This is a genomic window from Streptomyces sp. NPDC093568, assembly GCF_044764945.1.
GTDB lineage: Bacteria > Actinomycetota > Actinomycetes > Streptomycetales > Streptomycetaceae > Streptomyces.
On record NZ_JBIWJD010000001.1, the window covers coordinates 1,815,779 to 1,841,414 of the forward strand.

At 71.3% G+C, this 25,636-nt stretch carries 21 protein-coding genes; 11 read left to right on the plus strand and 10 right to left on the minus strand.

What is annotated here, in order from left to right; all coding sequences use genetic code 11:
• Nucleotides 1-40 precede the first annotated feature (40 nt).
• The gene (locus tag ACIRD7_RS07030; protein WP_403450774.1) at nucleotides 41-742 is read left to right on the plus strand and encodes an SDR family oxidoreductase; all 702 of its coding nucleotides are present in this window, start codon (nucleotides 41-43) and stop codon (nucleotides 740-742) included.
• Here the strand turns inward: ACIRD7_RS07030 and ACIRD7_RS07035 are convergent, their stop codons facing one another.
• Nucleotides 743-2,101, minus strand: coding sequence for a VWA domain-containing protein (locus tag ACIRD7_RS07035; RefSeq protein ID WP_403450777.1), 1,359 nt, complete (start codon nucleotides 2,099-2,101; stop codon nucleotides 743-745).
• The gene (locus ACIRD7_RS07040) at nucleotides 2,098-2,955 is read right to left on the minus strand and encodes an AAA family ATPase (RefSeq protein WP_403451705.1); all 858 of its coding nucleotides are present in this window, start codon (nucleotides 2,953-2,955) and stop codon (nucleotides 2,098-2,100) included. Before ACIRD7_RS07040 ends, ACIRD7_RS07035 begins: the two co-directional genes overlap by 4 nt.
• A gap of 153 nt (nucleotides 2,956-3,108) precedes the next feature.
• On the opposite strand from ACIRD7_RS07040, the gene ACIRD7_RS07045 reads away from it, so the two are divergent.
• Complete coding sequence (locus ACIRD7_RS07045; protein ID WP_403450780.1) at nucleotides 3,109-3,690, plus strand: TetR/AcrR family transcriptional regulator; 582 nt, start codon at nucleotides 3,109-3,111, stop codon at nucleotides 3,688-3,690.
• 122 nt (nucleotides 3,691-3,812) lie between these two features.
• Here ACIRD7_RS07045 and ACIRD7_RS07050 read toward each other — a convergent pair whose 3' ends face one another.
• Together ACIRD7_RS07050 and ACIRD7_RS07055 are read right to left on the minus strand one after the other, a co-directional pair.
• Entirely contained in the window at nucleotides 3,813-5,123 is a 1,311-nt protein-coding gene (locus tag ACIRD7_RS07050; protein ID WP_403450782.1) for an FtsX-like permease family protein, read from the minus strand.
• Between the two features lie 3 nt (nucleotides 5,124-5,126).
• Complete coding sequence (locus ACIRD7_RS07055) at nucleotides 5,127-5,918, minus strand: ABC transporter ATP-binding protein (RefSeq protein WP_403450785.1); 792 nt, start codon at nucleotides 5,916-5,918, stop codon at nucleotides 5,127-5,129.
• 170 nt (nucleotides 5,919-6,088) lie between these two features.
• On the opposite strand from ACIRD7_RS07055, the gene ACIRD7_RS07060 reads away from it, so the two are divergent.
• The 4 genes from ACIRD7_RS07060 (at nucleotide 6,089) to ACIRD7_RS07075 (ending at nucleotide 12,581) form a co-directional block, all read left to right on the plus strand.
• Complete coding sequence (locus tag ACIRD7_RS07060) at nucleotides 6,089-6,679, plus strand: hypothetical protein (RefSeq protein ID WP_403450788.1); 591 nt, start codon at nucleotides 6,089-6,091, stop codon at nucleotides 6,677-6,679.
• A gap of 136 nt (nucleotides 6,680-6,815) precedes the next feature.
• A complete protein-coding gene (locus ACIRD7_RS07065) occupies nucleotides 6,816-7,703 on the plus strand; it encodes a hypothetical protein (protein ID WP_403450790.1) in 888 nt (295 codons plus the stop codon).
• Between the two features lie 169 nt (nucleotides 7,704-7,872).
• Nucleotides 7,873-10,995 (plus strand): family 78 glycoside hydrolase catalytic domain, encoded by a 3,123-nt coding sequence (locus tag ACIRD7_RS07070; RefSeq protein WP_403450793.1) that lies wholly within the window; start codon nucleotides 7,873-7,875, stop codon nucleotides 10,993-10,995.
• Nucleotides 10,996-11,042: 47 nt separating this feature from the next.
• Nucleotides 11,043-12,581, plus strand: a complete 1,539-nt coding sequence (locus ACIRD7_RS07075) for an FAD-dependent oxidoreductase (protein ID WP_403450796.1) — start codon at nucleotides 11,043-11,045, stop codon at nucleotides 12,579-12,581.
• A 5-nt stretch (nucleotides 12,582-12,586) separates the two neighbouring features.
• Here ACIRD7_RS07075 and ACIRD7_RS07080 read toward each other — a convergent pair whose 3' ends face one another.
• From ACIRD7_RS07080 to rhaI, 6 genes are all read right to left on the minus strand, one after another.
• Nucleotides 12,587-13,228, minus strand: a complete 642-nt coding sequence (locus ACIRD7_RS07080; RefSeq protein WP_403450798.1) for a lactate utilization protein C — start codon at nucleotides 13,226-13,228, stop codon at nucleotides 12,587-12,589.
• Complete coding sequence (locus ACIRD7_RS07085; protein ID WP_403450800.1) at nucleotides 13,225-14,712, minus strand: LutB/LldF family L-lactate oxidation iron-sulfur protein; 1,488 nt, start codon at nucleotides 14,710-14,712, stop codon at nucleotides 13,225-13,227. Before ACIRD7_RS07085 ends, ACIRD7_RS07080 begins: the two co-directional genes overlap by 4 nt.
• On the minus strand, nucleotides 14,709-15,464 hold the full coding sequence (locus ACIRD7_RS07090; protein ID WP_403450803.1) for a (Fe-S)-binding protein: 756 nt from the start codon (nucleotides 15,462-15,464) through the stop codon (nucleotides 14,709-14,711). Before ACIRD7_RS07090 ends, ACIRD7_RS07085 begins: the two co-directional genes overlap by 4 nt.
• Before the next feature lie 72 nt (nucleotides 15,465-15,536).
• A complete protein-coding gene (locus tag ACIRD7_RS07095; RefSeq protein WP_403450806.1) occupies nucleotides 15,537-16,973 on the minus strand; it encodes a rhamnulokinase family protein in 1,437 nt (478 codons plus the stop codon).
• The gene (locus ACIRD7_RS07100; RefSeq protein WP_403450809.1) at nucleotides 16,970-19,009 is read right to left on the minus strand and encodes a bifunctional aldolase/short-chain dehydrogenase; all 2,040 of its coding nucleotides are present in this window, start codon (nucleotides 19,007-19,009) and stop codon (nucleotides 16,970-16,972) included. Before ACIRD7_RS07100 ends, ACIRD7_RS07095 begins: the two co-directional genes overlap by 4 nt.
• 137 nt (nucleotides 19,010-19,146) lie before the next feature.
• Nucleotides 19,147-20,307 carry an L-rhamnose isomerase gene (gene rhaI, locus ACIRD7_RS07105; RefSeq protein ID WP_403450811.1) on the minus strand — a complete coding sequence of 387 codons (1,161 nt, stop codon included), beginning with the start codon at nucleotides 20,305-20,307 and terminating at the stop codon, nucleotides 19,147-19,149.
• A gap of 327 nt (nucleotides 20,308-20,634) precedes the next feature.
• On the opposite strand from rhaI, the gene ACIRD7_RS07110 reads away from it, so the two are divergent.
• The 5 genes from ACIRD7_RS07110 to ACIRD7_RS07130 are packed head-to-tail and all read left to right on the plus strand — an operon-like array spanning nucleotide 20,635 to nucleotide 25,622.
• Nucleotides 20,635-22,152 (plus strand): sugar ABC transporter ATP-binding protein, encoded by a 1,518-nt coding sequence (locus tag ACIRD7_RS07110; RefSeq protein WP_403450814.1) that lies wholly within the window; start codon nucleotides 20,635-20,637, stop codon nucleotides 22,150-22,152.
• Nucleotides 22,149-23,189, plus strand: a complete 1,041-nt coding sequence (locus ACIRD7_RS07115; protein WP_403450817.1) for an ABC transporter permease — start codon at nucleotides 22,149-22,151, stop codon at nucleotides 23,187-23,189. Before ACIRD7_RS07110 ends, ACIRD7_RS07115 begins: the two co-directional genes overlap by 4 nt.
• Nucleotides 23,182-24,174 carry an ABC transporter permease gene (locus ACIRD7_RS07120; protein WP_403450820.1) on the plus strand — a complete coding sequence of 331 codons (993 nt, stop codon included), beginning with the start codon at nucleotides 23,182-23,184 and terminating at the stop codon, nucleotides 24,172-24,174. Before ACIRD7_RS07115 ends, ACIRD7_RS07120 begins: the two co-directional genes overlap by 8 nt.
• Nucleotides 24,175-24,204: 30 nt before the next feature.
• Nucleotides 24,205-25,284, plus strand: coding sequence for a rhamnose ABC transporter substrate-binding protein (gene rhaS / locus ACIRD7_RS07125; protein WP_403450823.1), 1,080 nt, complete (start codon nucleotides 24,205-24,207; stop codon nucleotides 25,282-25,284).
• A 17-nt stretch (nucleotides 25,285-25,301) separates the two neighbouring features.
• Entirely contained in the window at nucleotides 25,302-25,622 is a 321-nt protein-coding gene (locus ACIRD7_RS07130; protein ID WP_403450826.1) for an L-rhamnose mutarotase, read from the plus strand.
• The last annotated feature ends 14 nt before the right edge of the window (nucleotides 25,623-25,636 follow it).

Consider the following 25,636-nt stretch of genomic DNA (forward strand, 5'->3'; position numbering starts at 1 on the left):
CAGCCGTGCAGAAGCAGCAAGAATTGCGAGGGAGACTCCCATGACCGCCATCGAAGGTTCGGTAGCCCTGGTCACCGGCGGCAGCCGCGGTATCGGCCGCGCCCTGGTCGCGGACCTTTACGCGCGGGGTGCGAAGAAGGTGTACGCCACCGCCCGCGACCCCCGGACCGTCACGAACCCCGACGCCGTGCCGCTCGCGCTGGAGGTGACCGACCCGGCGTCCGTGGCCGCGGCCGTCGAGCGGGCGCAGGACGTCACCCTGCTGATCAACAACGCGGGTGCGTCGGTGAACGCGAACTTCCTCGACTCGCCCGTCGACGACGTCAGGCGCGAGTTCGAGACCAACTTCTACGGCCCGCTGCTGGTCACCCGGGCCTTCGTCCCCGTCATCGAGCGCAACGGCGGCGGCCACATCCTCAACGTCCACTCCGTGCTGTCCTGGGTCGGCATCGCCGGCTCGTACAGCGCCTCCAAGGCCGCGTTCTGGTCCCAGACCAACTCGCTGCGGCTCGACCTGAAGCCGCGCGGCATCGAGGTCACCGGCCTGCATGTCGGCTACGTCGACACCGACATGGCCGCCCATGTCGACGCGCCCAAGTCCACGGCCGAGAGCGTCGCGGCCCAGGCCCTCGACGGCATCGAGTCGGGCGCCTACGAGGTGCTGGCCGACGACATCTCGCGGCAGGTCAAGGCCGGGCTCTCGGCGGATCCCAGCGCCCTGTACCCGCAGCTCGCCGCCTGATCACACCGGCAGCAGCCGTGCCACCAACGCGCTGAGCTGCCGGGCGGTGCGGCACTCGTGCATCTCGACCAGCTCGGCGTAATCGGGCGCGGCGGAGTCGCCCGTGCCCCAGCGGGAGCGCTGCTCCGGATTCAGCCAGTAGACGCGACGCGCCCGCTCGGCGATCTGGCGTACGGCCGGCAGGTTCGGGTCGCTCATGTTCGTGCGGGCGTCGCCGAGGACGAACACGGTCGTGCGCGGACCGACGACGTCGCCGTACAGCTCGGCGAACTCGCCCAGCGCCATGCCGTAGTCGCTGCTGCCGTGATAGCCGGTGAGGGTGGCCTCCGCCTCGATGCGGGCGCTGAGTCCCGCCGGATCGGCCGTGCCGCGCTGAAGCAGTCCGGTCACCTCGTCGATCCGGTTGACGAAGGCGAACACGCGCACCTTGCTGAACTGGTCGTGCAGCGCCTGCACCAGCAGCATCGTGAAGTCGGAGAAGCCCGACACCGAACCCGACACATCGCACAGCAGCACCAGTTCGGGACGGACGGGACGCCGGCGCCGCAGGACCGGACGCATCGGCACCCCGCCCGTCGACAGCGAGCCCCGCAGCGTCCGGCGCAGGTCGATCGTGCCGCGGGAAGCCCGCCGGCGACGGGCGGCGAGCCGGGTCGCCAGCTTTCGGGCCAGCGGCTGAACGGCCCTGCGCAGCTCGGCGAGTTGGGCCTTCCCGGCGAACAGGAACTCGACCCGGTCGGCGGTGGGGGCCACCGCCCGCCGGGCGATCTCGTCGCGCCCGCGCCGCTCGGCGACCCGGCGCCGCGCCTCCGCGGCCACCAGTGCGCGGAACGTCTCGATACGCCGCCGGATCTCGTCCTCCAGCAGCCGGTCCGCGAACCCCGAACTCCCGCCCTGCCCGCGGATGTTGTCCCGGACCCGGGCGAGCAGGGTCTGCGGGCGCAGCCGCTCCAGCGTCTGGTACGACGACCAGCCGTCCGACTCCGGCGAGGAACCGTACCCACCGAAGCCGTCGACCGCCTCGACCGCCAGCCGGGCCATCAGCGCCTCGTCGTCGGTGGCCAGGGCGTCCGCCAGACGGTCGCGCAGGTCGTCCCGCCCCGCCGCCTTCTGCTCCGGGCCGCCGACGCCGCGCGGGAAGTACAGGTCGAAGACCGGGTCGAACACCTGGCGCTGCCCGGTGCCGTGCAGCAGCGTCGCCGCCAGGCCCTCGCGCAGCAGCTCACGGTCGGTCAGACCGAGCGCCTCCATCGCCTGCGCCGCGTCCACCGTCTCGCCGGTGCCGATCCGGATGCCGTGCGCGCGCAGCGCTCCGACGAGGGACGTCAGCCGCTCCGCGACGCCCACGGGCGTGGTCACAGGGCGTCCAGGTCGAGCTTGGCGGTGGCCTTGAGGACGTCGTCCTGGTGCTTGAGCAGCACGCCCAGCGTGTCCCGTACGACGGTCTCGTCCAGCGTGTCCGCGCCGAGCGCGAGCAGGGTGCGCGCCCAGTCGATGGTCTCCGCGACCGATGGCACCTTGCGCAGGTCCATCGCCCGCAGGGCGCCCACGACCCGTACGACCGAGCGGGCCAGCGTCTCGTCCAGCCCCGGCACCTTCAGCCGTACGATCCGGCGCTCCAACTCCTCGTCGGGGAAGCCGATGTGCAGGAACAGGCAGCGGCGGCGCAGCGCCTCCGACAGCTCCCGGCTCGCGTTGGAGGTGAGGACGACGAACGGGCGGCGCGTCGCGGTGATCGTGCCGAGCTCGGGGACCGTGACCTGGAAGTCGCTGAGCACCTCCAGGAGCAGGCCCTCCACCTCGACGTCGGCCTTGTCGGTCTCGTCGATCAGCAGCACCTTGGGGTCCTCGCCCCGGATGGCCGTCAGCAGCGGGCGCGTGAGCAGGAACTCCTCGCTGAAGATGTCCGTGCGCGTCTCGTCCCACGTCTCGTCGCGGCCCGCGCTGATGCGCAGCAGCTGCTTGGCGTGGTTCCACTCGTACAGGGCCCGGGACTCGTCGACCCCCTCGTAGCACTGGAGCCGTACCAGCCGGGCCTCCGCCACCTCGGCGACGGCCTTGGCGAGCTCCGTCTTGCCGACTCCGGCCGGGCCCTCCACCAGGAGCGGCTTGCCGAGTCGGTCGGCGAGGAAGACGGTCGTGGCGACCGCGGGCGAGGCGAGATAGCCGGTCTCGGCCAGGCGCGCGGAGACGTCGTCGACGGATGTGAACAACGGGACCTCCAGCTCGGCTGCGCCGGTCAGGACGCGTGTGGCGCGCCTGGCCAAGCGCTTGTTCACCCCGATGATGGCACGAGGGTTCCGTGGACCGGAAGAAGGTACACCGATCGGTTTCCTCGCGCTCCGCGGCGCGGTAACCTCGCCGGTATGGCCACCACAGACAAGGCGTCCACCAGGGACCGGCTCCTCGACGCGGCGGGCGAGCTCTTCTACCGCGAGGGCGTCTCCATCGGCGTCGAGGCCCTGTGCCGCACGGCCGGCGTCTCGAAGCGGTCCATGTACCAGCTCTTCACCAGCAAGGACGAGGTCCTCGCGGCGAGCCTGGCCCGACAGCTGCCGGCGTACGAGGCCCAGCTGGCGCCCGACACCCAGGACGCCGCGCCACCGCGCGAGCGGATCCTGCGGGTCTTCGAGCGCCTGGAGAAGGCGTCCGCCGAGCCCGCCTACCAGGGCTGCCCCTATCTCGCCGCCTTGGTCGAGCTGAAGGACCCGGAACACCCCGCGAGTGCGGTCGCCCGCGGGGCGAAGGAGTGGATGAAGGGGTTCTTCCGCGCGCGGGCCGAGGAGGGCGGGGCCCGGGATCCCGAGCTGCTCGCCCGTCAGCTGATGCTCGTCTTCGACGGGGCCAGCGCCCGGTCCGGGGCCCGGGTCGAGACGCTGGACGGACTGGCCGTGGCCACGGTGACCGCCCTCCTGGACGCGGGAGGCGTGAAACATGGCGTGAAGTAGCCGGAGGGCGTGAAACAGCGGAGTCGTGAAACCGCGGGAGGCCCGCAACGACGGGACGGCCGCCGAAGCGACCGTCCCTGGTTACGGCCGCCGAAGCGGCCGTCCCGTCGTTGCCGCTCCGCTCACGCGGCCAACGAGACCGCCCCCACGGCCGGGGTCCGCAGCATCCGCCGGGCCGTGGCCAGGCTCGTGCCCAGCGTCACCGCCGCCGCGACCGCGACGATCGCCGCGCCGATGCCGTACATCTCACCCGGCAGCACACCGTCGCTGCGGACCACGGTGAACGACACGATGCCGGCCAGTGCCGCCAGCGCGCCGAAGAGGACACCGGTGACCGTCAGGATCACACCCTCGACCGCGACCGTCCCGAGCACCTGCCCCGCAGTGGCCCCGGCGAGCCGCTGCTGCCCGAACTCCCGGGCGCGGTAACTGGTCGCCGCGTACAGCGAGTTGACCAGCATCACACAGACGAAGACGACGATGATGCCGACGACCGTGAAGTTGAGGGTCTCCAGGGTCTTGTCGTCGACCGACTTGGTGATGCCGAGGGCCCCGACGGTGTCGCTCTCCACCGCCTGCATGGTCAGCGTGGCCGTGGCCACCGCCGTGAACAGGATCAGCGACGTCAGGATCCCGGCCAGCTGACCGGCCCGCTCCCGCAGGTTCCGCACCGCCAGCCAGCCACTCGCCCCGTTCAGCGGGAGCCGGTCCAGCACACCCTCCAGCAGCCGGGGAGCCATCAGCGCGAAGCCCACCGACAGCAGGATCGCCCCGTAGGCGGGCGGCGCCATCAGCGCCGCGTCCGACGCCGAGAACGCGAAGGTGGACGTGACCGACGCCGTACCGGTCAGCAGCGCGCCGTACGCGAGGAACTTCCGTGCCCCGCCCCGCCGTCCGGGCCCGCGCGTCGCCCGCCGCAGCGCGAGGAAGGCGGCGCCGGCCGAGGCGAGCAGCGTGATGTCGATGCCCGTCATGAACGCGATCGGGCCGAAGGAGTGGTCGACGGACCCGGCGACCTGCCCGCTGTCCTGGAACATCTCCAGCAGCAGCCGGCCGCCGAGCATCGCCGGGCCGATCGCGAGGGCGGCGCCCACCAGGGCCACGACCACGGCCTCGCCGACGACCATCCGCTTGAGCTGCGCCGGGGTCGCCCCCGAGCAGCGCAGCAGCTCCAACTCCGCGGCGCGCTGACGGACGTTGACCGTCAGGGTCGAGGCGACCGCGAAGAAGACCAGCAGGGTGCCGTAGCCGCCGACGACGCCCGCAGCGGTGGACAGCGTCTCCGCGCTGGTGGAGTCGACGCCGTCCTGCGCCGCCGTGTCGTGCAGCGAGTTGAACATCATGATGATCGCCGTGCCCAGGAACGCGGACAGCAGCGTCGCGAGGAACCGCCCGGGGCGGTGCCGGATCGACCGCATGGCCAGCAGGAACATCGCTCACACCCCCACGGCCACGTCGTCGCCCAGGTGCGCGAGGCGCTCGGCCACCGTGTCCGGGGTCGGCGCGTCCATCCGCCCCGCCAGCCGGCCGTCCGCAAGGAACAGCACCGCGTCCGCGTAGGAGGCGGCCACCGGGTCGTGGGTCACCATCACGACGGTCCGGCCGTGCACCCGCACCGCCTGCTGGAGCAGCCGCAGCACCTCGCGCGCGCTGCGCGTGTCCAGGGCGCCCGTCGGCTCGTCCGCGAAGATCACCCGGGGCTCGGTCACCAGGGCGCGGGCGATGGCCACACGCTGCCGCTGGCCGCCGGAGAGCTGGTCGGGGCGGTGCCCGAGCCGGTCGCCCAGGCCGACCGAGGTCAGGATCTCCCTGGCCCGCACGCGGTCGACGCGCCGCCCGGCGAGCTTGAGCGGCAGCACCGTGTTCTGCGCGACGGTCAGCGTCTCCAGCAAGTTGTACTGCTGGAACACGAACCCGATCCGGCCCCGCCGGAACTTCGTCAGCTCCGTCTCGCCGCCCCCGGTCAGCTCGGTGCCGTCCACCCGCACGATGCCGCTGTCGGGCCGGTCCAGACCGGCCGCGCAGTGCAGCAGCGTGCTCTTGCCCGAACCCGACGGCCCCATCACCGCGGTGAAGGTGCCGCGCCCCAGACCGAGCGTGACCCCGTCCAGCGCGGTCACGGCACTTCCCTGCGACCCGTAGGTCTTGGTGACCTTGACCAGGCGGAGCGCCTCGGCGGCGGGTCCCGTGTCGGGCCCGCGTCGGGTGTCCGTGCGAAACATCGTCATCACTCTCCGTCCGGCACTCCCTGTGCCCTGCCGACGAAGTTACGGAGACGGCGCCTCGATCACATGGGGCGCAGAACCCGTATTGCCGGGTGTACTCAGCGACACCCTCGACGGGGGCCAGACGTCCGGTGACCGGGGCGATGTCAGTGGCGGGCGGTACGTTGCGGGGCATGGGGATCTATCTGGTGAGCGTGGGCGCGACGGAGTGGTTCGGCGAGGAGGAGGACGGCCGGGCCGACGTCGCCGCCGGGCTCAACGCGGAGCTGGAGCGGCGCGGGCTGCCGCCGTACACGAGCGTGCCCGAGGAGGCGAAGCTCGCCCATGGTTCCGGGACGGCCTTCGAGGAGAAGCTCGTCCCGCCGATGGACGGCTTCGTCGCGCTGTGCCGGGCCCACCTGTCCGCAGCGGAGCAGGAGTTGCTCCTGGGCTGGACGGTGCTCGTGCCGGTGTCGCTAGACGAGCCGGTCGAGCTGCCCGTCGAGTCCGCCTACGACCTGACGACGACGGTCGCCGGTGCCCCGCAGGTGCTCGCCCTCGTGGAGCGGCTGGCACGGGCGGTCGGACTGCCGTCCGACGAGATACCGGCGACGTCGGACAACCTCGAGCTGACCATGTGGTTCCTGGACGGCCCGGCGAAGGAGACCGCGGCGCGCCGTCCGGGACGGTGGGGCGAGGACCTCGACACGGCGTTCTACGTCGCCGTGTATCTGCGGGCCGCCCAGCACTCGGTTCGACGCGGTTGCCCGATCGTCCACGTGTGACGCGGGCGGCGGTCGCACTTCCGTGAAATCGGTTACCGGACTGGTGCCTTGGGAGACTTCCCCGCCGGGTCCCGACCCCGGTAGAGCTGTGCACATGACGGATGACGGGGGTCGCCGACAGGAGTGGTGGCGGGGTATGCGGGAGTCGGTCCAGGGGGCGGACACCGAGCTGCGGCCCGAAGGGCTGACGGAGGTCGTCCCGGACGGGTTCGGCCGTGAGTACACGCAGTTCGCCGAGCGGTATCCGGCACAGCAACTGCAGTTGCAGCTGCTCTACGGCGCCTCGCAACGCGCCTTCGAGCGCAGGACGCGGGTCTCGGCCCGGGTGACCGTGCTGCGCGTGCTGGGCAACGCCCTCGGTGACGCGCGGCTGCGCGAGGCCGACCCGAACGAGTACCTGACCGAGTATCTCGACCAGGAGATCGCCGACTTGAGAGGCCGGCTCGCGCAGGACAGCGCGACCGCCGTCAGCCGGGGACTCAACTTCGGGCTCGCCCTCGGCTCGGTCGCGAGCCTCGCCCTGCTCCTCGTGCCGCTGCTCTGGGGCGCCGACCTGCTCGGCGCCCTGGGGGTGACGCTGCACTGCACCGACCGCTGGAGCCTGCTCGGCGCTTTCGTGTGCGGCGGTGTCGGCGCGTTCGGCGCCGTGCTCAGTGTCCTGGTACGGCTGCGGGGGAGCGCGGACCAGCTGGCCCGCCGTCAGACCAATGGCCGGGAGGGCGTGGTCGTGCCCGGCCAGATGGCCCGCAGCATGCGCCACGAGGGCGTGTACCGGGTGTTCGTCGGCTGGATCCTCGCCCTCGCCGTCCACTTCCTGCTCAGCGGCGGCATCGTCACCGTCTTCGAGCCGCCCGCCACAACGGCCGAGATCTGCCCCTCGGCGGGGAACCCGGGCTCGGCCGCCGCCGGCACGGAGTTCTGGGGATTCTGGTGCGCCATCGGCTTCGTCGCGGGCTTCAACGAGCGGTGGGCCTTCGGCATCCTGAGCCGCGACTCGACGAGGCGACCGGACAAGAACTCCTGATTCCGTTTTTGAACGGTTTCAACTCCCCTTCTGTGGCTGGGGAGTTCTGTTGAATACTGCGAGGTATTCGTCCTGATCGAACCATGGACACCTTTCACTTCTACCACTAGCTTCAACCGTCGTTCGAGCTGAATCGTTACAACTCCGAGCAGCCGAAAGGGACTACGGCATGAACGACGGAGTCGACAGCACGAAGGGCAGAGGCGTGCCCCGCAGGACCGTGCTCACCACGGCACTCGGTGCCGCGCCGCTCGCCGTCGCGGGCGGGGTCATCGGAGGCGGACCGGCGGCCGCCGCACCCACCTCGCCGCGCGCGGCGGTCGAGGGCCTCACGGTCGAGCACAGAGCCAACCCCCTCGGCGTGGACGCCGCACACCCGAGGTTCGGCTGGCGCACGGCCTCCTCGGTGCGCGGCCGCCGCCAGTCGGCGTACGGCATCCTGGTGGCCACCGCCCCCGACCGCCTGACCCCCGCCCGCGCGGACGTCTGGGACAGCGGCCGCGTCACCTCACCGGATTCGGTCGCCGTGCGCTACGCGGGCCCCGCCCTGCGCCCCTCCACCCGCTACCACTGGACGGTGACGGTCTGGGACGAGACCGGCCGCGCCGTCCCCGCCGCGCCCACCGCCCACTTCGAGACCGGCCTGCTCGGCACCGACGGAATCGCGGGCTGGGACGGCGCCCGGTGGATCAGCATGGCGGGCAAGCAGCCCAACACCCCCGGCGCACCACTCCTGCGCCGGCAAGCCCGTCTGACGGGACGCCGGGTGCACGACGCCCGCCTCTACATCACCGCCCTCGGCGTGTACGACGCCTACGTCAACGGCCGACGCGTCGCCGTGCCCCAGGGCGACGGCACCACCCACGAACTGCTGACGCCGGGCTGGACCAACTACGACAGCACCGTCAACTACTTCACCTACGACGTCACCGACCTGGTCGCGGGAGAGCGGAACCAAGGGCAGGTCACCCTCGCCGCCGTGCTCGGCAACGGCTGGTACAACAGCCGTGTCTCCGAGAACAGCGCCTACTACTCCGCGGCCGGCAACCGTCTCGCCCTCAAGGCCAAGCTCCTGATCCGCTACGCCGACAGCTCCGAGCAGACGGTCGTCACCACCGCCGACGGCGACGACTGGAAGGCCACCGACAGCGGCCCCTACCGCGCCGACGACATCTACGACGGCCAGACCTATGACGCCCGCAAGGAGCTCCCGGGCTGGACGGCGAACGGCTTCGACGCCTCCGGCTGGGCAGGCGTGAGCGAGCACGACCACGCCACGAGGTTCCCCGAGGGGAAGCTGGTCGCCTACCCAGGCGAGAGCGCACGCCTGATGTCCGCCTGGGACCGCCGCCCGCAGTCCGTCACCGTCTACACGGGCGTGACGGGCCAGGACGGCAGCCCGAACGGCAAGGGCCGCATCGTCATCGACCCCGCTCGCACCGTCACCGCCCCGGCCGCCGCCGCGACCGCGTCCGTGACCCTGCGCCCAGGTGACACGGCCGTCATCGACCTCGGCCAGAACCTGGTCGGCGTGCCCCGCTACACGCTGCGCGGCCCGGCGGGCGCCCAAGTCGTCCTCAAGCCCGGCGAGATGCTCAACGACGACAGCGAGGGAGCCGACGGCCCCGTCGGCTCGGTCTACCGCGCCAACCTCCGCGCGGCCAAGGCCACCAGCACCTACGTCCTCAAGGGCGACCCCGACGGCGAGACCCACCAGGACTCGCTGACCTTCTACGGCTTCCGGTACGTCTCCCTCACCGCGACCGACACCGTCACCCTCACCCGGTTCACCGGCCGCGTCGCGACCTCCGCCCTCCGCGACATCGGCACCATCACCACCGACGACACCGACGTCAACCAGCTGATCAGCAACGTCCGCTGGGGCCAGCGCGGCAACTACCTCTGGGTGCCCACCGACTGCCCGCAGCGCGACGAACGCCTCGGCTGGACCGGCGACACCCAGCTGTTCTGCAACACCGGCCTCTACAACGCCGACGCCGCCAACTTCCTCAGCCACTTCGAGGACATCCTCATCGATTCGCAGAGGACCTACGGCCAGGACGGCGCCCAGTTCACCTGGGTCGCCCCCGGCTCCCGCTACAACCAGCCCATTCCCGCGAGCGGTTGGGCGGACTGCGGGGTCGTGGTGCCGTGGACGGTGTGGCAGATGTCCGGCGACACCACGGTGGTCGACCGCAGCTGGGCCGCCATGACGAAGTACATGGACTGGATCCGGGCGCGCACCGGCGACACCTACGCCGGACAGGGCGCGATCTTCGGCGACTGGCTGGCGTTCCAGGACACCAGCACCCAGCTCATCAGCGACGTCTACTACGGCTACAGCGCCCGGCTCATGGCGGACATGGCCCGCGCCACCGGCCGCGCCACCGAGACCCGCGCCTACGACGACCTCTTCGCCCGCATCAAGCGGGCGTTCGTCACCAAGTACCTGGCCACCGACGCGAACGGACAGGTGACCGTCCGCTCCAGCCTCGGCGCCGCGCCGCCCACGGGCGGCAAGACCGAGGACAACAGCCAGACCGCCCTGCTGTGGGTCCTCAAGCTCGGCTTCTACGACACCGAGGCCCAGCGCCGCCAGCTCGTCACCCTGCTCGCCGACAACATCGGCAACGACGAGGCCTACAAGCAAGCCCATCCCGACAGCACCCGGGTGAAGTACGCGGAGAACACCCTCTCCGTCGGCTTCCTCGGCGTGAACGTCCTCGCCCCCGTGCTCACCGACGAGGGCCGCGTCGACCTGGCGTACCGGCTGCTCCACCAGAACGCCATGCCCTCCTGGCTGTACTCGGTGCGCAACGGCGCCACCACCATCTGGGAGCGCTGGAACTCGTACTCCAAGGAGGACGGCTTCGGTCCGGTCGACATGAACTCGTTCAACCACTACTCCTACGGCGCGATCATGGAGTGGATGTACGAGAGCATGGCCGGCATCGCCAAGGACCCCGCCCACCCTGGCTTCCGGCACTTCTTCCTGCGACCGCACCTCGACCCGACCGGGCGGATCACCCACGTGGCCGCCTCCCATCACTCACCGTACGGGGAGATCGTCAGCGAGTGGCGCGCGGACGGCCGGAAGCTGACCTACCGGGCCGTGGTCCCCGCGAACAGCACCGCGACCCTGCGCATCCCCACGGCCGACCCCGCCACGGTGCGCGAGGGCCGGACCCCGCTGTCCCGGGTGCCGGGCGTCGAGTACCTGGGCTTCGAGGGCGGTGTCGCGAGCTACCGCCTTCCCTCCGGCCGCTACGAGGTGACCGCCGGCCTCGGCTGACCTGCGGTCCGTCGTGTGACGCGGGCGGTCGGGGGAACTCGGCCGCCATGGACGGACCGACCCGCGCCCACGCGTCTTACTGGATCGAAACGGCACCACCCGGCGACCCCGCGCCCCCACCGGACGGCGACCTCACGGTCGACGTCGCCGTCGTCGGCGCGGGGATCGCCGGGATCGCCACGGCGTGGGAGCTGGCCCGGCGGGGACACGAGGTGGCCCTCCTGGAGGCGGACCGGGTCGCCGCGGGCGTCACCGGGCACACCACCGCCAAGCTGACCGCTCTGCACACCCTGGTCTACGACCGGCTCCGCCGCACCCGCGGCAAGGAGGGCGCCCATCTGTACGCGACCTCGCAGACGGACGCGATCCGGCACGCCGCGGGGGTCGTGGACGAGCTCGGCATCGACTGCGACTGGGAGGAGACGGCCGCCTACACCTACGCCGAGGGCGCCGGCCGCACCGGCGAACTGCGGGAGGAGGCCGACGCCGCCCGGGAAGCGGGCCTTGCCGCCGAGTACGTGTCCGACACGGACCTGCCGTATCCGGTGGCGGGCGCGGTGCGCGTCGCCGGCCAGGCGCAGTTCCACCCCCGGAAGTACCTGCTGGCGCTCGTCGCCGACCTGCGCCGCCTCGGCGGCCGGGTCCACGAGCACACACGCGTGGTCGGCCTCTCCGAGGGCGAGCCCTGTGTGCTGACGACCGACGCCGGAGTGAAGGTGAGGGCCGGCACCGTCGTGGTCGCCACCCACTACCCGATTTTCGACCGCGCGCTGCTGTTCACCCGCCTCTCCCCACGGCGGGAACTGGTCGTCGCGGCCCCCGTCGAGGAGTCCCGGGCCCCCAGGGGCATGTACATCACCACCGAACAGAACACCCGCTCGGTGCGCACCGCGCCCCTCGGGGACGGCAAGCGCCTGCTCATCGTCACCGGCGAGCACTTCACCCCGGGCGCGGGCGGGGACGTCGAGGCGCGTTTCGACACCCTGACGACCTGGGCGTCCCAGCGGTTCGGCGACCTCACCTTCACCCACCGATGGGCCACGCAGGACAACGACTCCACGGACTCCGTACCACTCGTCGGCCCCCTGCACCCCCGGAGCCGGCACGTCCACGTGGCCACCGGCTTCGGCGGCTGGGGGCTCAGCAGCGGCATCATGGCGGGCCGTCTGCTCTGCGATCTCGTTGCCGGCCGCGAGAATCCGTGGAGCGAGCTGTACGACCCCCGCCGGGTGATGTCCGTGGTCCGCGAGGGCAAGGAGTTCGTCAAGCACCAGTCCGACGTGGCCCGGCACTTCGTCGGCGACCGGCTCCAGCACCTCAAGGACTCCTCGACCGCCTCGGTGGAGCACATCGCCCCCGGTGACGGCGCGATCGTCCACGTCAACGGCAAGCGCTGCGCCGTCCACCGCGACCAGGACGGAAACGTGCACGCCGTCTCCGCGAAGTGCACGCACCTGGGCTGCCTCGTAGCGTTCAACCGTGCCGAGCGGACCTGGGAATGCCCGTGCCACGGCTCGCGCTTCGATGCCGACGGCCGGGTCGTCCAGGGCCCCGCCGTGCACCCGCTGGAGCGGCGGGACATCTGACCCGGTCAGCCGACGAGCACGACCTCGAGGGTGCGCGGACCGTGCACGCCCTCCACCCGGTCCAGCTCGATGTCGCTGGTCGCCGACGGACCGGAGATCCACGTCAACGGGCGGACCGGGTCGAGACGTTCGAGGGCCTGCGGGACGGACGAGACCACCTGCTCCGGGACCCGTACGACACAGATGTGGTGGTCGGGGACGAGCGTGATGCGGCGGCGGCCCTGGTCCGGGGAGCCGTCGAGAACGATGGTGCCGGTCTCGGCCACGGCCACGGCACACGCGGTGACCACGCTGTCGACCTGATCCAGTTCGTGCGCGGTGCTCTCCACCTCGTCCGGGATCCGCACGGCGTCGGTCTCCGCCAGCCACCCGGCGTCCAGGCCCGGCGGCACGAGCACCGTCCGCGCCCCGCGCGCCGCGAGCATGCCGGCGATGGTCGCCGCGAGATCGGCGGGCGTGCAGCGGTGCACGATCGCCCGGTAGTCCGTCAGATTCTCCGCCAGCAGATCGACCGTCTGCGCGACATCGCGCTCCCCGTGCTCCCGCAGATAGTCCCGCGCGACCGCCCGCTCGTACGGCGTGTCGTCGTGCGGCACGTCCGTCAGCGCCCGCCGCACCCGGCCCAGGATCCGTTCTCTGCTGCTCACTTGGCCGCCCCCTTGCCGTCGTTCCCGCCGTGCGTGCGCTGCCACCAGTCGCGGAACGGCTCCGCCGGCACCGCGGGCAGGTCCCGGCTGCCGCTCCACGCCTTGCCGGGTCCGGGCAGCGACCGGGGATGGAGCCGGCGGGTCCGCGAGGCGAGCCGCTGCCCCGCGCGCAGCGCGCCCGGGTGGCTGAACGCCCAGCGTGCCGCCCGCATCGCGGCGCGTTCGGCGGCGTGCCCCTTGGCGGGCTTCAGCACCACCTTGTTGCCCCGTGCGGTCACCTCGCCGCCCGCCACGACCCGCTCCCGCAGATGCACCAGCACCTCGGGGATGTCGATGGCGACCGGGCACACCTCGTAGCAGGCGCCGCACAGCGACGAGGCGTAGGGCAGGGAGGCGTCGATCTCGCTGGTCACACCCCGGAGTTGAGGACTGAGGATGGCGCCGATCGGGCCCGGGTACACCGAGCCGTACGCGTGCCCGCCGGCCCGCTCGTACACCGGGCACACGTTGAGGCACGCCGAGCAGCGGATGCAGCGCAGGGCCTGGCGGCCGACCTCGTCGGCGAGGGTGTCGGTGCGGCCGTTGTCGAGCAGGACCAGATGGAAGGTGCGCGGCCCGTCGCCGTCCGTTGTACCGGTCCACATGGTGGTGTACGGGTTCATGCGCTCGGCGGTGGAGGAGCGGGGGAGGGTCTGCAGGAAGACCTCCAGGTCCCGCCAGGTGGGCAGGATCTTCTCGATGCCGACGACGGAGATCAGCGTCTCGGGCAGGGTCAGGCACATCCGCCCGTTGCCCTCGGACTCCACGACGACCAGCGTGCCGGTCTCGGCGACCATGAAGTTGGCACCGGAGACGCCGACCTTGGCGCGCAGGAACTTCTCGCGCAGGTGCAGACGCGCGGCCTCGGCGAGTTCGGCGGGCGTGTCGGTCAGGCCCTCGGGTGCCGGGCGGCCCCACTCGCCCATCTCGCCGCGGAAGATGTCCCGGATCTCACCCCGGTTGCGGTGGATGGCCGGGACCAGGATGTGCGAGGGGCGGTCCTTGCCCAACTGCACGATGAGCTCGGCGAGATCGGTCTCGTAGGCACGGATCCCCTCGGCCTCCAGGGCCTCGTTCAGCCCGATCTCCTGCGTGGCCATCGACTTGACCTTGACGACCTCCGTCTCGCCGGTCGCCCTGACCAGGCCGGCCACGATCCGGTTCGCCTCGTCGGCGTCGGCGGCCCAGTGGACCGTACCGCCCGCCGCCGTGACCGACTCCTCCAACTGCACGAGATAGCGGTCGAGATGACGCAGGGTGTGGTCCTTGATCCGCTTGCCCGCCTCGCGCAGCGCCGCCCAGTCGTCGACCTCCGCGACGGCCTTCGCCCGCTTGGCGCGGATGGTGTGCGTGGCGTGCCGCAGGTTGCCGCGCAGGGTCGCGTCGTGCACGGCCTCGTGCGCGGCCTTCGGAAAGGCCGGCATCCCCAGATACGTCCCGCTCATACGGCCGGCTCCTCCTCCGTGCTCGCCAGGATCTCCGCGATGTGCACCGGCCGCATGCCCGTCCGCAACCGGGTCATGGTCCCGCCGATGTGCATCAGACAGGAGTTGTCGGCGGCGCACAGCACGTCCGCGCCCGTCGACTCGGCGTTGCGCACCTTGTCCGCGCCCATCGCCGCCGAGACGTCGGAGTTCTTCAGCGCGAACGTGCCGCCGAACCCGCAGCACTCGTCGGCCCCCGGCAACTCCGCCAGCTCCAGCCCCTTGACCGCCTGGAGCAGCCGCAGGGGCCGGTCGCCGAGCCCCAGCCCGCGCAGCCCGTGACAGGTCGGGTGATAGGTCACCTTGTGCGGGTAGTAGGCGCCGACGTCCGTCACCCCCAGCACGTCCACCAGGAACTCCGTCAGCTCGTACGTCTTCGGCACCACGGGCGCCAGCGTCGCCGCGAGCGTGTCCCCGCGCCCCTCGGCCCGCGCCCGCTCACCCATCCTCGGATACAGCTCCCGCACCATCGCCCCGCAGGACCCGGACGGGGTGACGATCGCCTCGTACGCCCCGAAGACATCGGAGAAATGCCGGGCCAGTGGCTCGGCCTCCTGCCGATAGCCGGTGTTGTAGTGCGCCTGCCCGCAGCAGGTCTGGCCCGTCGGGAAGTCGACGTCGACGCCCAGCCTGGTCAGCAGTTTCACCACCGCACGCCCAGTGTCCGGATAGAGCGTGTCGTTGACGCAGGTCAGGAACAGGGCGACACGCATCGCGGCTCCTTGAGATCGATCATCCGATGAGTGCAGGGTAATGCGGCGGCGCGGCTCGGGGGAGACCCCTTCTCATCCCAGGGCGAGCCGGGCCTCGGCCTCGCGCCAGCGCTCCGCATGCCCCCGCGGTTCGTACCGGTTCAGCGGCTGGGTACGGGTGAGCAGCCGCCGCCCGTCGGCGAGGTCGCCGACCAGCCCGTGGGCCCGCGCCTGCACGAGCACGTTCCCGAGGGCGGCGGCCTCCGCGGGACCGGCCACCACCGGCAGCCCGCAGGCATCCGCGGTCAGCTGGCACAGCAGGGCGTTGCGCGTACCGCCCCCCACGACGTGCACGACGTCGACCGGATGGCCGGCCAGCGCCTGCGCGTCCCGGACGGCACGGCGGTGGGCCAGGGCGAGCGAGTCGAGGATGCAGCGCGTGATCTCGGCGGGCGAGACGGGCACCGGCTGCCCCGAGGCGCGGCACGCCTCGGCGATCCGCTCGGGCATCCGCCCCGGCGGCAGGAACGCCGCGTCCCCGGCGTCCACGACCGACCGCAGGGCCGGCACCTTGCCGGCCTCCAGCAGCAGCCCGCCCAACTCCGGCTGTCCCCAGGCCCGTACGCACTCCTGGAGCAGCCACAGCCCCATGATGTTGCGCAGATACCGGACCGTGCCGTCCAGCCCGAGCTCATTGGTGAAGTTGGCGGCCCGGCTCTCCTCGGAGAGCACGGGGGCGCCCAGCTCCAGCCCGGCCAGCGACCAGGTGCCGGTGCAGATGTACGCGAACCGCTCGCCGTCGGCCGGCACGGCGGCCACGGCCGAGGCGGTGTCGTGCGACCCCACCGCCGTCACCGGCACCGGACCGGTCAGCCCGGTCTCCTCCAGCACCTCCTCCCGCAGCAGCCCCGCCGGATCGCCGGGCCGCCTGAGCGGCGCGAACAGGGCCAGGTCGATGCCCAGCCGGGCGGCGAGGCCGTGGGCCCAGTCACGCGTGCGGGGATCGATGAGCTGGGTGGTGGAGGCGTTGGTGAGCTCGGTGCCCTGCTCGCCGGTCAGCCAGTAGGACAGCAGATCCGGGATGAGCAACAGCCGGTCGGCGCCGACGGGTTGGGCGGCGACGAGCTGGTAGAGGGTATTGAAGGGCGCGTACTGCAGACCGGTCGCGGCATACAGCTCGTCCGCCGGAACGGTCGCCCACACCCGCTCGGCGACCCCTTCCGTCCGGGAGTCCCGGTAGTGCACGGGATTGCCGAGCAGCGCCCCGTCCGCGTCGAGCAGCCCGTAGTCCACGGCCCAGCTGTCGATGCCGACCGAGTCGACCTGACCCGCGGCCCCGAGCCCCTCCAGCACCCCCGCGTACAGCCCGAGCACATCCCAGCGCAGGCCCTCGGGCACCCGCACCGGCCGGTTCACGAACCGGTGCGCCTCGGCCAGCTCCAGGCGGTCCGGGCCGACGCGGCCGACCATGACACGTCCGCTGGACGCGCCGAGGTCTACCGCGGCGTACGACCTCACGCCCGCGCTCATCGCAGGAAGGCGGCCGCGACGCCGGCGTCGACCGGGATGTGCAGCCCGGTGGTGTGCGTCAGGTCCCCGCCGGTCAGGGCGAAGACGGCGTTCGCGACATGCTCGGGCAGCACCTCCCGCTTGAGGATGGTCCGCTGGGCGTAGAACTCGCCCAGTTTCGCCTCCTCGACCCCGTACACCGCGGCTCGCTGGGCGCCCCAGCCGCCGGCGAAGATGCCCGAACCGCGCACGACACCGTCCGGGTTGATCCCGTTGACGCGGATGCCGTGCTCGCCCAGCTCGGCGGCCAGCAGCCGTACCTGATGGGCCTGGTCCGCCTTGGTGGCGCCGTACGCGATGTTGTTCGGGCCGGCGAACACGCCGTTCTTGGAGGCGATGTAGACGATGTCACCGCCGAGCCCCTGCGCGATCATCACACGCGCCGCCTCCCTCGACACGAGGAAGGAGCCGCGCGCCATGATGTCGTGCTGGACGTCCCAGTCCCGCGCCGAGGTCTCCAGGAGCGGCTTGGAGATGGAGATCCCGGCGTTGTTGACGACGAGGTCGACCCCGCCGAAGGCCAGCGCGGCCGCCCGGAACGCGTCGGCGATCTGCTCCTCGGACGTGACGTCCACGGTCACCGCGACGGCCTTGTCGGATCCGCCCAGCTCCTCGGCGACGGCCCGGGCGTTCTCCGCGTCGAGGTCCGCGACCACGACGCACGCGCCCTCGGCGACCAGCCGGTGCGCGATCGCTCTGCCGATCCCGCTGCCCGCGCCCGTCACCAGCGCGACCCGAGTGGCGAGCGGCTTGGGCTTCGGCATCCGCTGGAGTTTGGCCTCCTCCAGGGCCCAGTACTCGATCCGGAACTTCTCGGACTCCTCGATGGGCGCGTAGGAGGAGACGGCCTCGGCCCCGCGCATCACATTGATGGCGTTGACGTAGAACTCGCCGGCCACCCGCGCGGTCTGCTTGTCCTTGCCGAAGCTGAACATGCCGACGCCCGGGACGAGCACGATCGCCGGGTCGGCGCCGCGCATGGCGGGGGAGTCCGGCAGGGCGTGCCGCCGGTAGTAGGCGGCGTACTCCTCGCGGTACTCGGCGTGCAGCTCCTTGAGCCGCGCGACGGCCTCCTCCAGCGGAGCGGCCGGCGGCAGGTCCAGCACCAGCGGCCGCACCTTGGTCCGAAGGAAGTGATCGGGGCAGGAGGTACCGAGGGCGGCGAGTCGGGGGTGCTCGGCACTCGCCAGGAAGTCGAGCACCACGTCGGAGTCGGTGAAATGCCCGACCTGCGCCTTGTCCTGCGAGGCGAGGGCCCGCACATACGGTGCCAGCGCCGCGGCCCGCTCGCGCCGCTCGGCCTCGGGCAGCGCCTCGTAGCCCTCGACGACGGGCCCGAAGGGCTCGGCCCCGCCTCGCTCCGCGAGGAACTTCTCGGCGGTGCGGATGATGTGCAGCGAGTTGCGCTCGCACTCCTCGGAGGTGTCCCCCCAGGCGGTGATCCCGTGTCCGCCGAGAACGCAGCCGACGGCCTGCGGATGGGCCTTCTTCACGGCCGCGATGTCGAGCCCGAGCTGGAACCCGGGCCGCCGCCAGGGCACCCACACCACGGTGTCGCCGAAGCACTCGGCGGTCAGCTTCTCCCCGTCGGCGGCACAGGCGAGCGCGATCCCGGAGTCCGGGTGGAGATGGTCGACATGCGCCGCCTCGACGAGCCCGTGCATGGCGGTGTCGATGGAGGGGGCCGCCCCGCCCTTGCCGTGCAGGCAGTAGTCGAAGGCGGCGACCATCTCGTCCTCGCGCTCGACGCCCGGGTAGCCGCCGGCGAGCGCCCGCATCCGGTCCAGCCGCAGCACGGCCAGCCCGGACTCGGTGAGCGTCCCCAGGTCACCACCGGACCCCTTGACCCACATCAGCTCGACGTCCCCGCCGGTGACCGGGTCGATGTCGGTGCCCTTGGCGGACGCGTTGCCGCCGGCGTAGTTGGTGTTGCGGGGGTCCGAGCCGAGCCGGCGGGACCGGGCGAGGAGGGCGGCGGCTTCGGGATGGGTTGCCATGAGCGATCAATCCTTACGATGACGCGTTACAAGGGAGGAGTGCAGCGCCCCTGAAGGGGCGCGGGGAACTGCGCGACCAGCCACACACGGCCCGCGGCCTGCAACTGGCAAATGACCCGGCAGACGAGAGTCAGGCCTCAGGCCCCCCAACCGGCCTGCTCTCCTCCCACTCGCTCGGCGACGATCCTCTCGGCCCACCCGGACCGGCGATACGCGGCGATGGGATCGGCATCGAGCCCCATCTCCTCCCGGACCTCACGAAGAAGCGGACGCACGTCCGTGTTGTACGCGTCCATCACCACCGCGTTGGCCTCCAGCACATCCCCGGCCCGCTGAGCGGAGCGCAGCGCCGCCTGATCGACGAGCAGCGCCTTCGCCGTGGCCTCCTGCACGTTCATCACCGACCGGATGATCGCCGGGATCTTCGCCTCGATGTTGTGGCACTGGTCGAGCATGAAGGCCACGTCGGAGGTGAACCCGCCGCCGCGTACGACCTCGTACATGATCCGGAACAACTGGAACGGGTCGGCGGCCCCCACCATGAGGTCATCGTCCGCGTAGAACCGCGAGTTGAAGTCGAACCCCCCGAGCTTCCCCTCCCGCAGCAGCGTCGCGACGATGAACTCGATGTTGGTCCCGGGCGCGTGGTGCCCGGTGTCGACGACAACCTGCGCCTTCGGTCCGAGCTTCAGACAGTGCGCGTACGCCGTCCCCCAGTCCGGCACGTCCGTCGTGTAGAAGGCCGGCTCGAAGAGCTTGTACTCCAGCAGCATCCGCTGCCCGTCCCCGAGCCGCTCGTACACCTCGGCCAGCCCTGCGGCCAGCCGGTCCTGACGCCCCCGGATGTCGTCCTGCCCGGGGTAGTTCGTGCCGTCCGCGAACCACAGCTTCAGATCCCGCGAGCCCGTCGCGTCCATGATCTCGACGCACTCCAGCAGATGGTCGACGGCCTTGCGTCGCACCGCCGCGTCGGGATGGCAGATGCTGCCCAGCTTGTAGTCGTCGTCCTGGAAGGTGTTGGAGTTGATCGCGCCGAGCCGCACCCCCCGCTCCTCGGCGTGCTTGGCGAGCGCCGCGTAGTCGTCGACCCTGTCCCAGGGGATGTGCAGGGCGACGGTAGGCGCGACGCCCGTGAACTCGTGCACCTTCGCCGCGTCGTCCAACTTCTCCCGCGGCGTCCGTGGAACGCCCCGCTGGGCGAACACCTTGAACCGCGTTCCCGAGTTCGCGTACGCCCACGACGGCGTTTCGACGGCCTGGGTCTTGAGTGCGGCCTTCACCGCGGCGAGCTCGGTCACTTCAGGGCTCCTGTGACGTCGGGAACTAAGACGGAACGAAAGACGGACGGGGACAGGCGGGGGAACAGGCGGGGGACGGGCGGGGGCGCCTGAAACGCTTCACTGTGAAACGATTCAAGACGGGAACGTAAGGGCCTCCCGAAGGGGTGTCAAGCCCAGTGACCAAGGCTCTTCCCTGTGACTCGGGCGTGACCTTCGTTCATCGAAACATTTTCGACACGGACCCATTGACGTGACATGCGCTCCGTGCCTAACGTCCCGGCAACCCAGTTGAAACCTTTCACGACGCCGAGAGGCCCGTCCCGCCGGCGTCGTCGAGGAGCCCCCATGACCCACCCGTCCACCACGGGTCCGGCCCCGGTTCTGGCGCTCAGGGACGTCTCCAAGTCCTTCGGCGCGGTCCGCGCCCTGCGGGACGTCTCCCTGGAGCTGTTCCCCGGGGAGGTGCACGCCCTCGCCGGCGAGAACGGCGCGGGCAAGTCGACCCTGATCAAGACGCTCGCCGGCGTGCACCGGCCCGACGCGGGCCAGGTGCTGCTCGACGGCGCACCGGTCGTCTTCCACGGCCCCGGCGACGCCCGCGACGCCGGCATCGCCGTGATCTACCAGGAGCCGACCCTCTTCCCCGACCTGTCGATCGCCGAGAACATCTTCATGGGTCGTCAGCCACGACGTGCCCTCGGCCGGATCGACCACAAGGCCACGCACACCGCGACGCTGGCACTGATGACCCGGCTCGGCGTCGAACTCGACCCCGACCGCCCCGCGCGCGGCCTGTCCATCGCCGACCAGCAGATCGTCGAGATCGCCAAGGCGCTGTCCTTCGACGCCCGCGTCCTGATCATGGACGAGCCGACCGCCGCCCTCACCGGCAGCGAGGTCGCCCGCCTCTTCGGCGTCGTACGCACCCTGCGCGAACAGGGCGCCGCCGTCCTGTTCATCTCCCACCGCCTGGAGGAGATCTTCCGGATCTGCCGGCGGGTGACGACCCTGCGCGACGGCGCCTGGATCGCGAGCGAACCGCTGGACGGCATGACCGAGGACGACCTCGTGCGCCGGATGGTCGGCCGCGACCTGGACGAGCTGTACCCCAAGCAGGACGTCAGGCCCGGCGAAGTCGCCCTGAGCGTGCGCCGGCTGACCCGCGAGGGCGTCTTCACCGACGTCTCCTTCGACGTACGGCGCGGTGAGATCGTCGGCCTCGCCGGACTCGTCGGCGCCGGCCGCACGGAGGTCGCCCGGGCCGTGTTCGGCATCGACCGCTGGGACGCCGGCGAGGTCACCGTCGGCGGCAAGGCGCTCATGAACGGCGCCCCTTCCACCGCCATGGCCCGCGGCCTCGCCCTCGTCCCCGAGGACCGGCGCGCCCAGGGCCTGGTGATGGACATGTCCATCGAGCGCAACATCGGCCTCACCGGACTGCGTACGACGGTGCGGGCGGGGCTCATGGACCGCGGCGCCGAACGCAGCCGCTCCCTCGACTGGGCCGTCAGGCTCCAGGTCAAGTACGCCCGGATCGCCGACACGGTCAACACGCTCTCCGGCGGCAACCAGCAGAAGGTCGTCCTCGCCAAGTGGCTGGCCACCGGCCCCAAGGTGCTCATCGTCGACGAACCCACCCGGGGCATCGACGTCGGCACGAAGGCCGAAGTGCACCGGCTGCTCGGCGAGTTGGCCGCCGACGGCGTGGCCGTCCTGATGATCTCCTCCGACCTGCCCGAGGTCCTCGGCATGGCCGACCGCGTGCTCGTGATGCACGAGGGCCGCCTCACCGCCGAGATCCCGCGCTCCGAAGCCACCGAGGAAACCGTGATGGCCGCAGCCACCGGGAGGGCCGCCGCATGACGGTCGTCACTCCGCACGGGGCTCCCGTGACCGACGTACCCAAGTCCAGCGGCACCCGCCTCGTCGACCGCGTCTTCAAGATGCGCGAACTCGCCATCCTGGCCGTCTTCGTGGTGATGATCGTCGTCACCCAGCTCGGCAACAGCGAGTTCCTCACCGAGCAGGGCATCAAGGACCTGCTCCTGAACGCGACGATCCTCGTCCTGGTCGCCACCGGCCAGTCCCTCGTGGTGATCACGCGCAACGTCGACCTGTCGGTCGGCTCCACCCTCGGCATCAGCGCCTTCGCCGCCGGCACGTTCCTCCAGGGCGGCGGCAACCCGGTCGTGGCCGTACTGCTCGCCGTACTGACGGGCATCGGCTTCGGTCTGCTGAACGGCCTGCTCGTCAGCCTCGGCCAGGTGCCCGCGCTCGTCGTCACCCTCGGCACGCTCTACATCATCCGCGGCATCGACTCCATCTGGGTCGGTTCCCGCCAGATCACCGCGGCCGACCTCCCCGACGGCTTCGTCGACTTCGGCTCCGGCGGCATCTCCGCGGTGCCCTGGCCGGCACTGATCGCCCTCGCCGTGCTGGTGGCGACCGCGTACTACCTCAGGCACTTCGGCAGCGGCCGCGAGCTGTACGCCCTCGGCTCCAACCCGGAGGCCGCCCGCCTCGCCGGCATCCCGGTGCGCAAGCGGATCCTGGCCGCGTACACCTTCTGCGGTGCGCTGGCCGGACTCGCGGGCGCCCTGTACCTCGCCCGGTTCGGCAACGTCGACTCCGGGACCGGCAACGGCTACGAACTCACCGTCGTCAGCGCCGTGGTGGTCGGCGGTGTCGTCTTCACCGGCGGCTCCGGCAGCGTCTACGGCGCGGCCCTCGGGGCGCTGCTGCTGACCTCCATCAACAGTGTGCTGCCCGCCCTCGGCGTCAGCTCCGTCTGGGTGCTCGCCATCAACGGCATCCTGCTCATCCTCGCCATCGCGGTCGACCGGATCGTCGCGCTGCGCGTGGCCAACGCCCTGAAGAAGAGGAACGCCCGCCATGGCTGACTTCTCGCTCGCGCGCGCCGTCCGCTGGGACACGGTGGTCGGCGCCCTGCTGATCGTCGTGCTCCTGCTGTCCTTCGGCACGGTCGACGGCTTCGGCAACGCTCTCAACCTGTCGTTCCTGATCGGAAACACCCTTCCGATCGCGTTGGTCGCCCTGCCGATGACCCTGCTCGTCGTCTCGGGCGAGATCGACCTCTCGGTCGCGTCGACCGCGGGGCTCTCGGGCGCCGTGATGGGTGCGCTGTGGAACCAGGGCATGACGATCGAGACGATCATTCCGATCTGCCTCCTGCTCGGTGTGGTGTGCGGTCTGATCAACGGGCTCCTGGTGACGAGGCTCGGCCTGCCGTCCCTCGCCGTCACGATCGGCACGCTCGCCGCCTACCGGGGCATCGCGCAGATCGTGCTCGGATCGGACGCGGTGACCGACTTCCCGGCCCAGTACCTGGACTTCGCGGCGGGACGGATCGGCGACACGTTCATTCCGTACGCATTCCTGCCCTTCCTCGTCCTGCTCGCCATCGCCGTGGTCGCGCTGCACGCGACGCCGTTCGGGCGGTCGGTCTTCGCGACCGGGGCGAGCGAGGAGGCGGCGCGGTTCGCCGGCATCCGGGTCAAGCGGCAGAAGCTGATCCTGTTCACGGTGACCGGGCTGATGGCCTCCCTCACCGGCATCTTCTGGGCGCTGCACTACGCCAGCGCCCGCTACGACAACGCCACGGGGCTCGAACTCTCCGTCGTGGCCGCCGTGCTGCTCGGCGGCATCGACTTCGACGGCGGCAAGGGCACGCTGGGCGGTGCCGTCGCCGGGGTGTTCCTGCTGGGGGCCTTGCAGAACGTCATGAGCCTCCAGGACGTCTCCGCCCAGTCGCAGATCGTCGTCACCGGCGTCCTGCTCGTGCTGTCCGTGCTCGGCCCCCGGGTCGCACGGCAGATCTCCGTGGCGAGGGCGGGCCGCAGAGCCGCCTCGACTCCCACCTCGTAACCCAGCCCTTCTTCGCAAAGGACTCCCACGATGCGCAAGTCATCCCTCCGCCGCGCCTCAGCGGCCCTCGCCGCCGCCACCTCGCTCGCTCTCGCCCTCACCGCCTGCGGCGGCACCACCAAGGAGGACGTCAAGAACGAGGGCGCCTCCGCCGCCACCGCCGGCAAGGCCGACCCGAACGCCGAGCTGAAGAAGGGGCTGACCGTCGGCTTCCTGCCCAAGCAGGTCAACAACCCCTACTTCACCTCCGCCGACAAGGGCGGCGAGGCGGCCCTGAAGGAGCTGGGCTCCAGCTACAAGGAGGTCGGTCCGAGCAGCGCCACCGACACCGCCGGGCAGGTCAGCTACGTCAACACGCTGACCCAGCAGCAAGTCGACGCGATGGCCGTCTCCGCACAGGACCCGGGCGCCCTGTGCACCGCGCTCAAGCAGGCCATGAAGAACGGCATCAAGGTCGTCACCTACGACTCCGACACCACCGCCGACTGCCGCAACGCCTTCGTCTCGCAGGCCTCCGCCGAGGACCTCGGCCGCACCGAGGTGCAGCTGCTCGCCGAACAGATCGGCTACAAGGGCGAGATCGCGATCCTGTCCGCCGCGCAGACCGCGACGAACCAGAACACCTGGATCGACTTCATGAAGGACGAGCTCAAGGACCCCAAGTACAAGGACATGAAGCTCGTCAAGGTCGCGTACGGCAACGACGACGCCCAGCAGTCCTTCCAGCAGACCCAGGGCCTGCTCCAGGAGTACCCGAACCTGAAGGGGATCATCTCCCCGACCACCGTCGGCATCAAGGCCGCCGCCCAGTACCTGTCGGGCTCCAAGTACAAGGGCAAGGTCAGGCTGACCGGCCTCGGCACCCCCAACGACATGCGCAAGTACGTCAAGAACGGCACCGTCGAGGCTTTCGAGCTGTGGGACCCGGCCAAGCTCGGCGACCTGGCCGCCCGCGCCGCCGTCGCCCTGGTGTCCGGGCAGATCACCGGCAAGGAGGGCGAGAGCTTCAAGGCCGGCGAGACCACGTACACCGTCGGCAAGGACGGCGTGATCAGCCTCGGCAAGCCGACCGTCTTCGACGCCGAGAACATCGACCAGTTCAACTTCTGACATCCGGAGGGTCGTTGATGCAGCGCGTGTGCTTCCTGCTGAAGGTCAGGGCGGAGCGCCTCGACGAGTACCGCGAACGGCACGCGGCCGTGTGGCCCGAGATGCTTCAGGCGCTCTCGGCCACCGGCTGGCGCAACTACTCGCTCTTCCTGCGTGACGACGGTCTGCTCGTCGGCTACCTGGAGACCGAGGACTTCGCGGCCGCCGTGACCGGCATGGAAGCCACCGACGTCAACGCCCGCTGGCAGGCGGAGATGGCGCCGTTCTTCGAGTCGCTGGACGGCGCACGCCCCGACGAGGCCATGAAACCGCTCACGGAAGTGTTCCACCTCGCCTGAACCGCCCCTCCGCG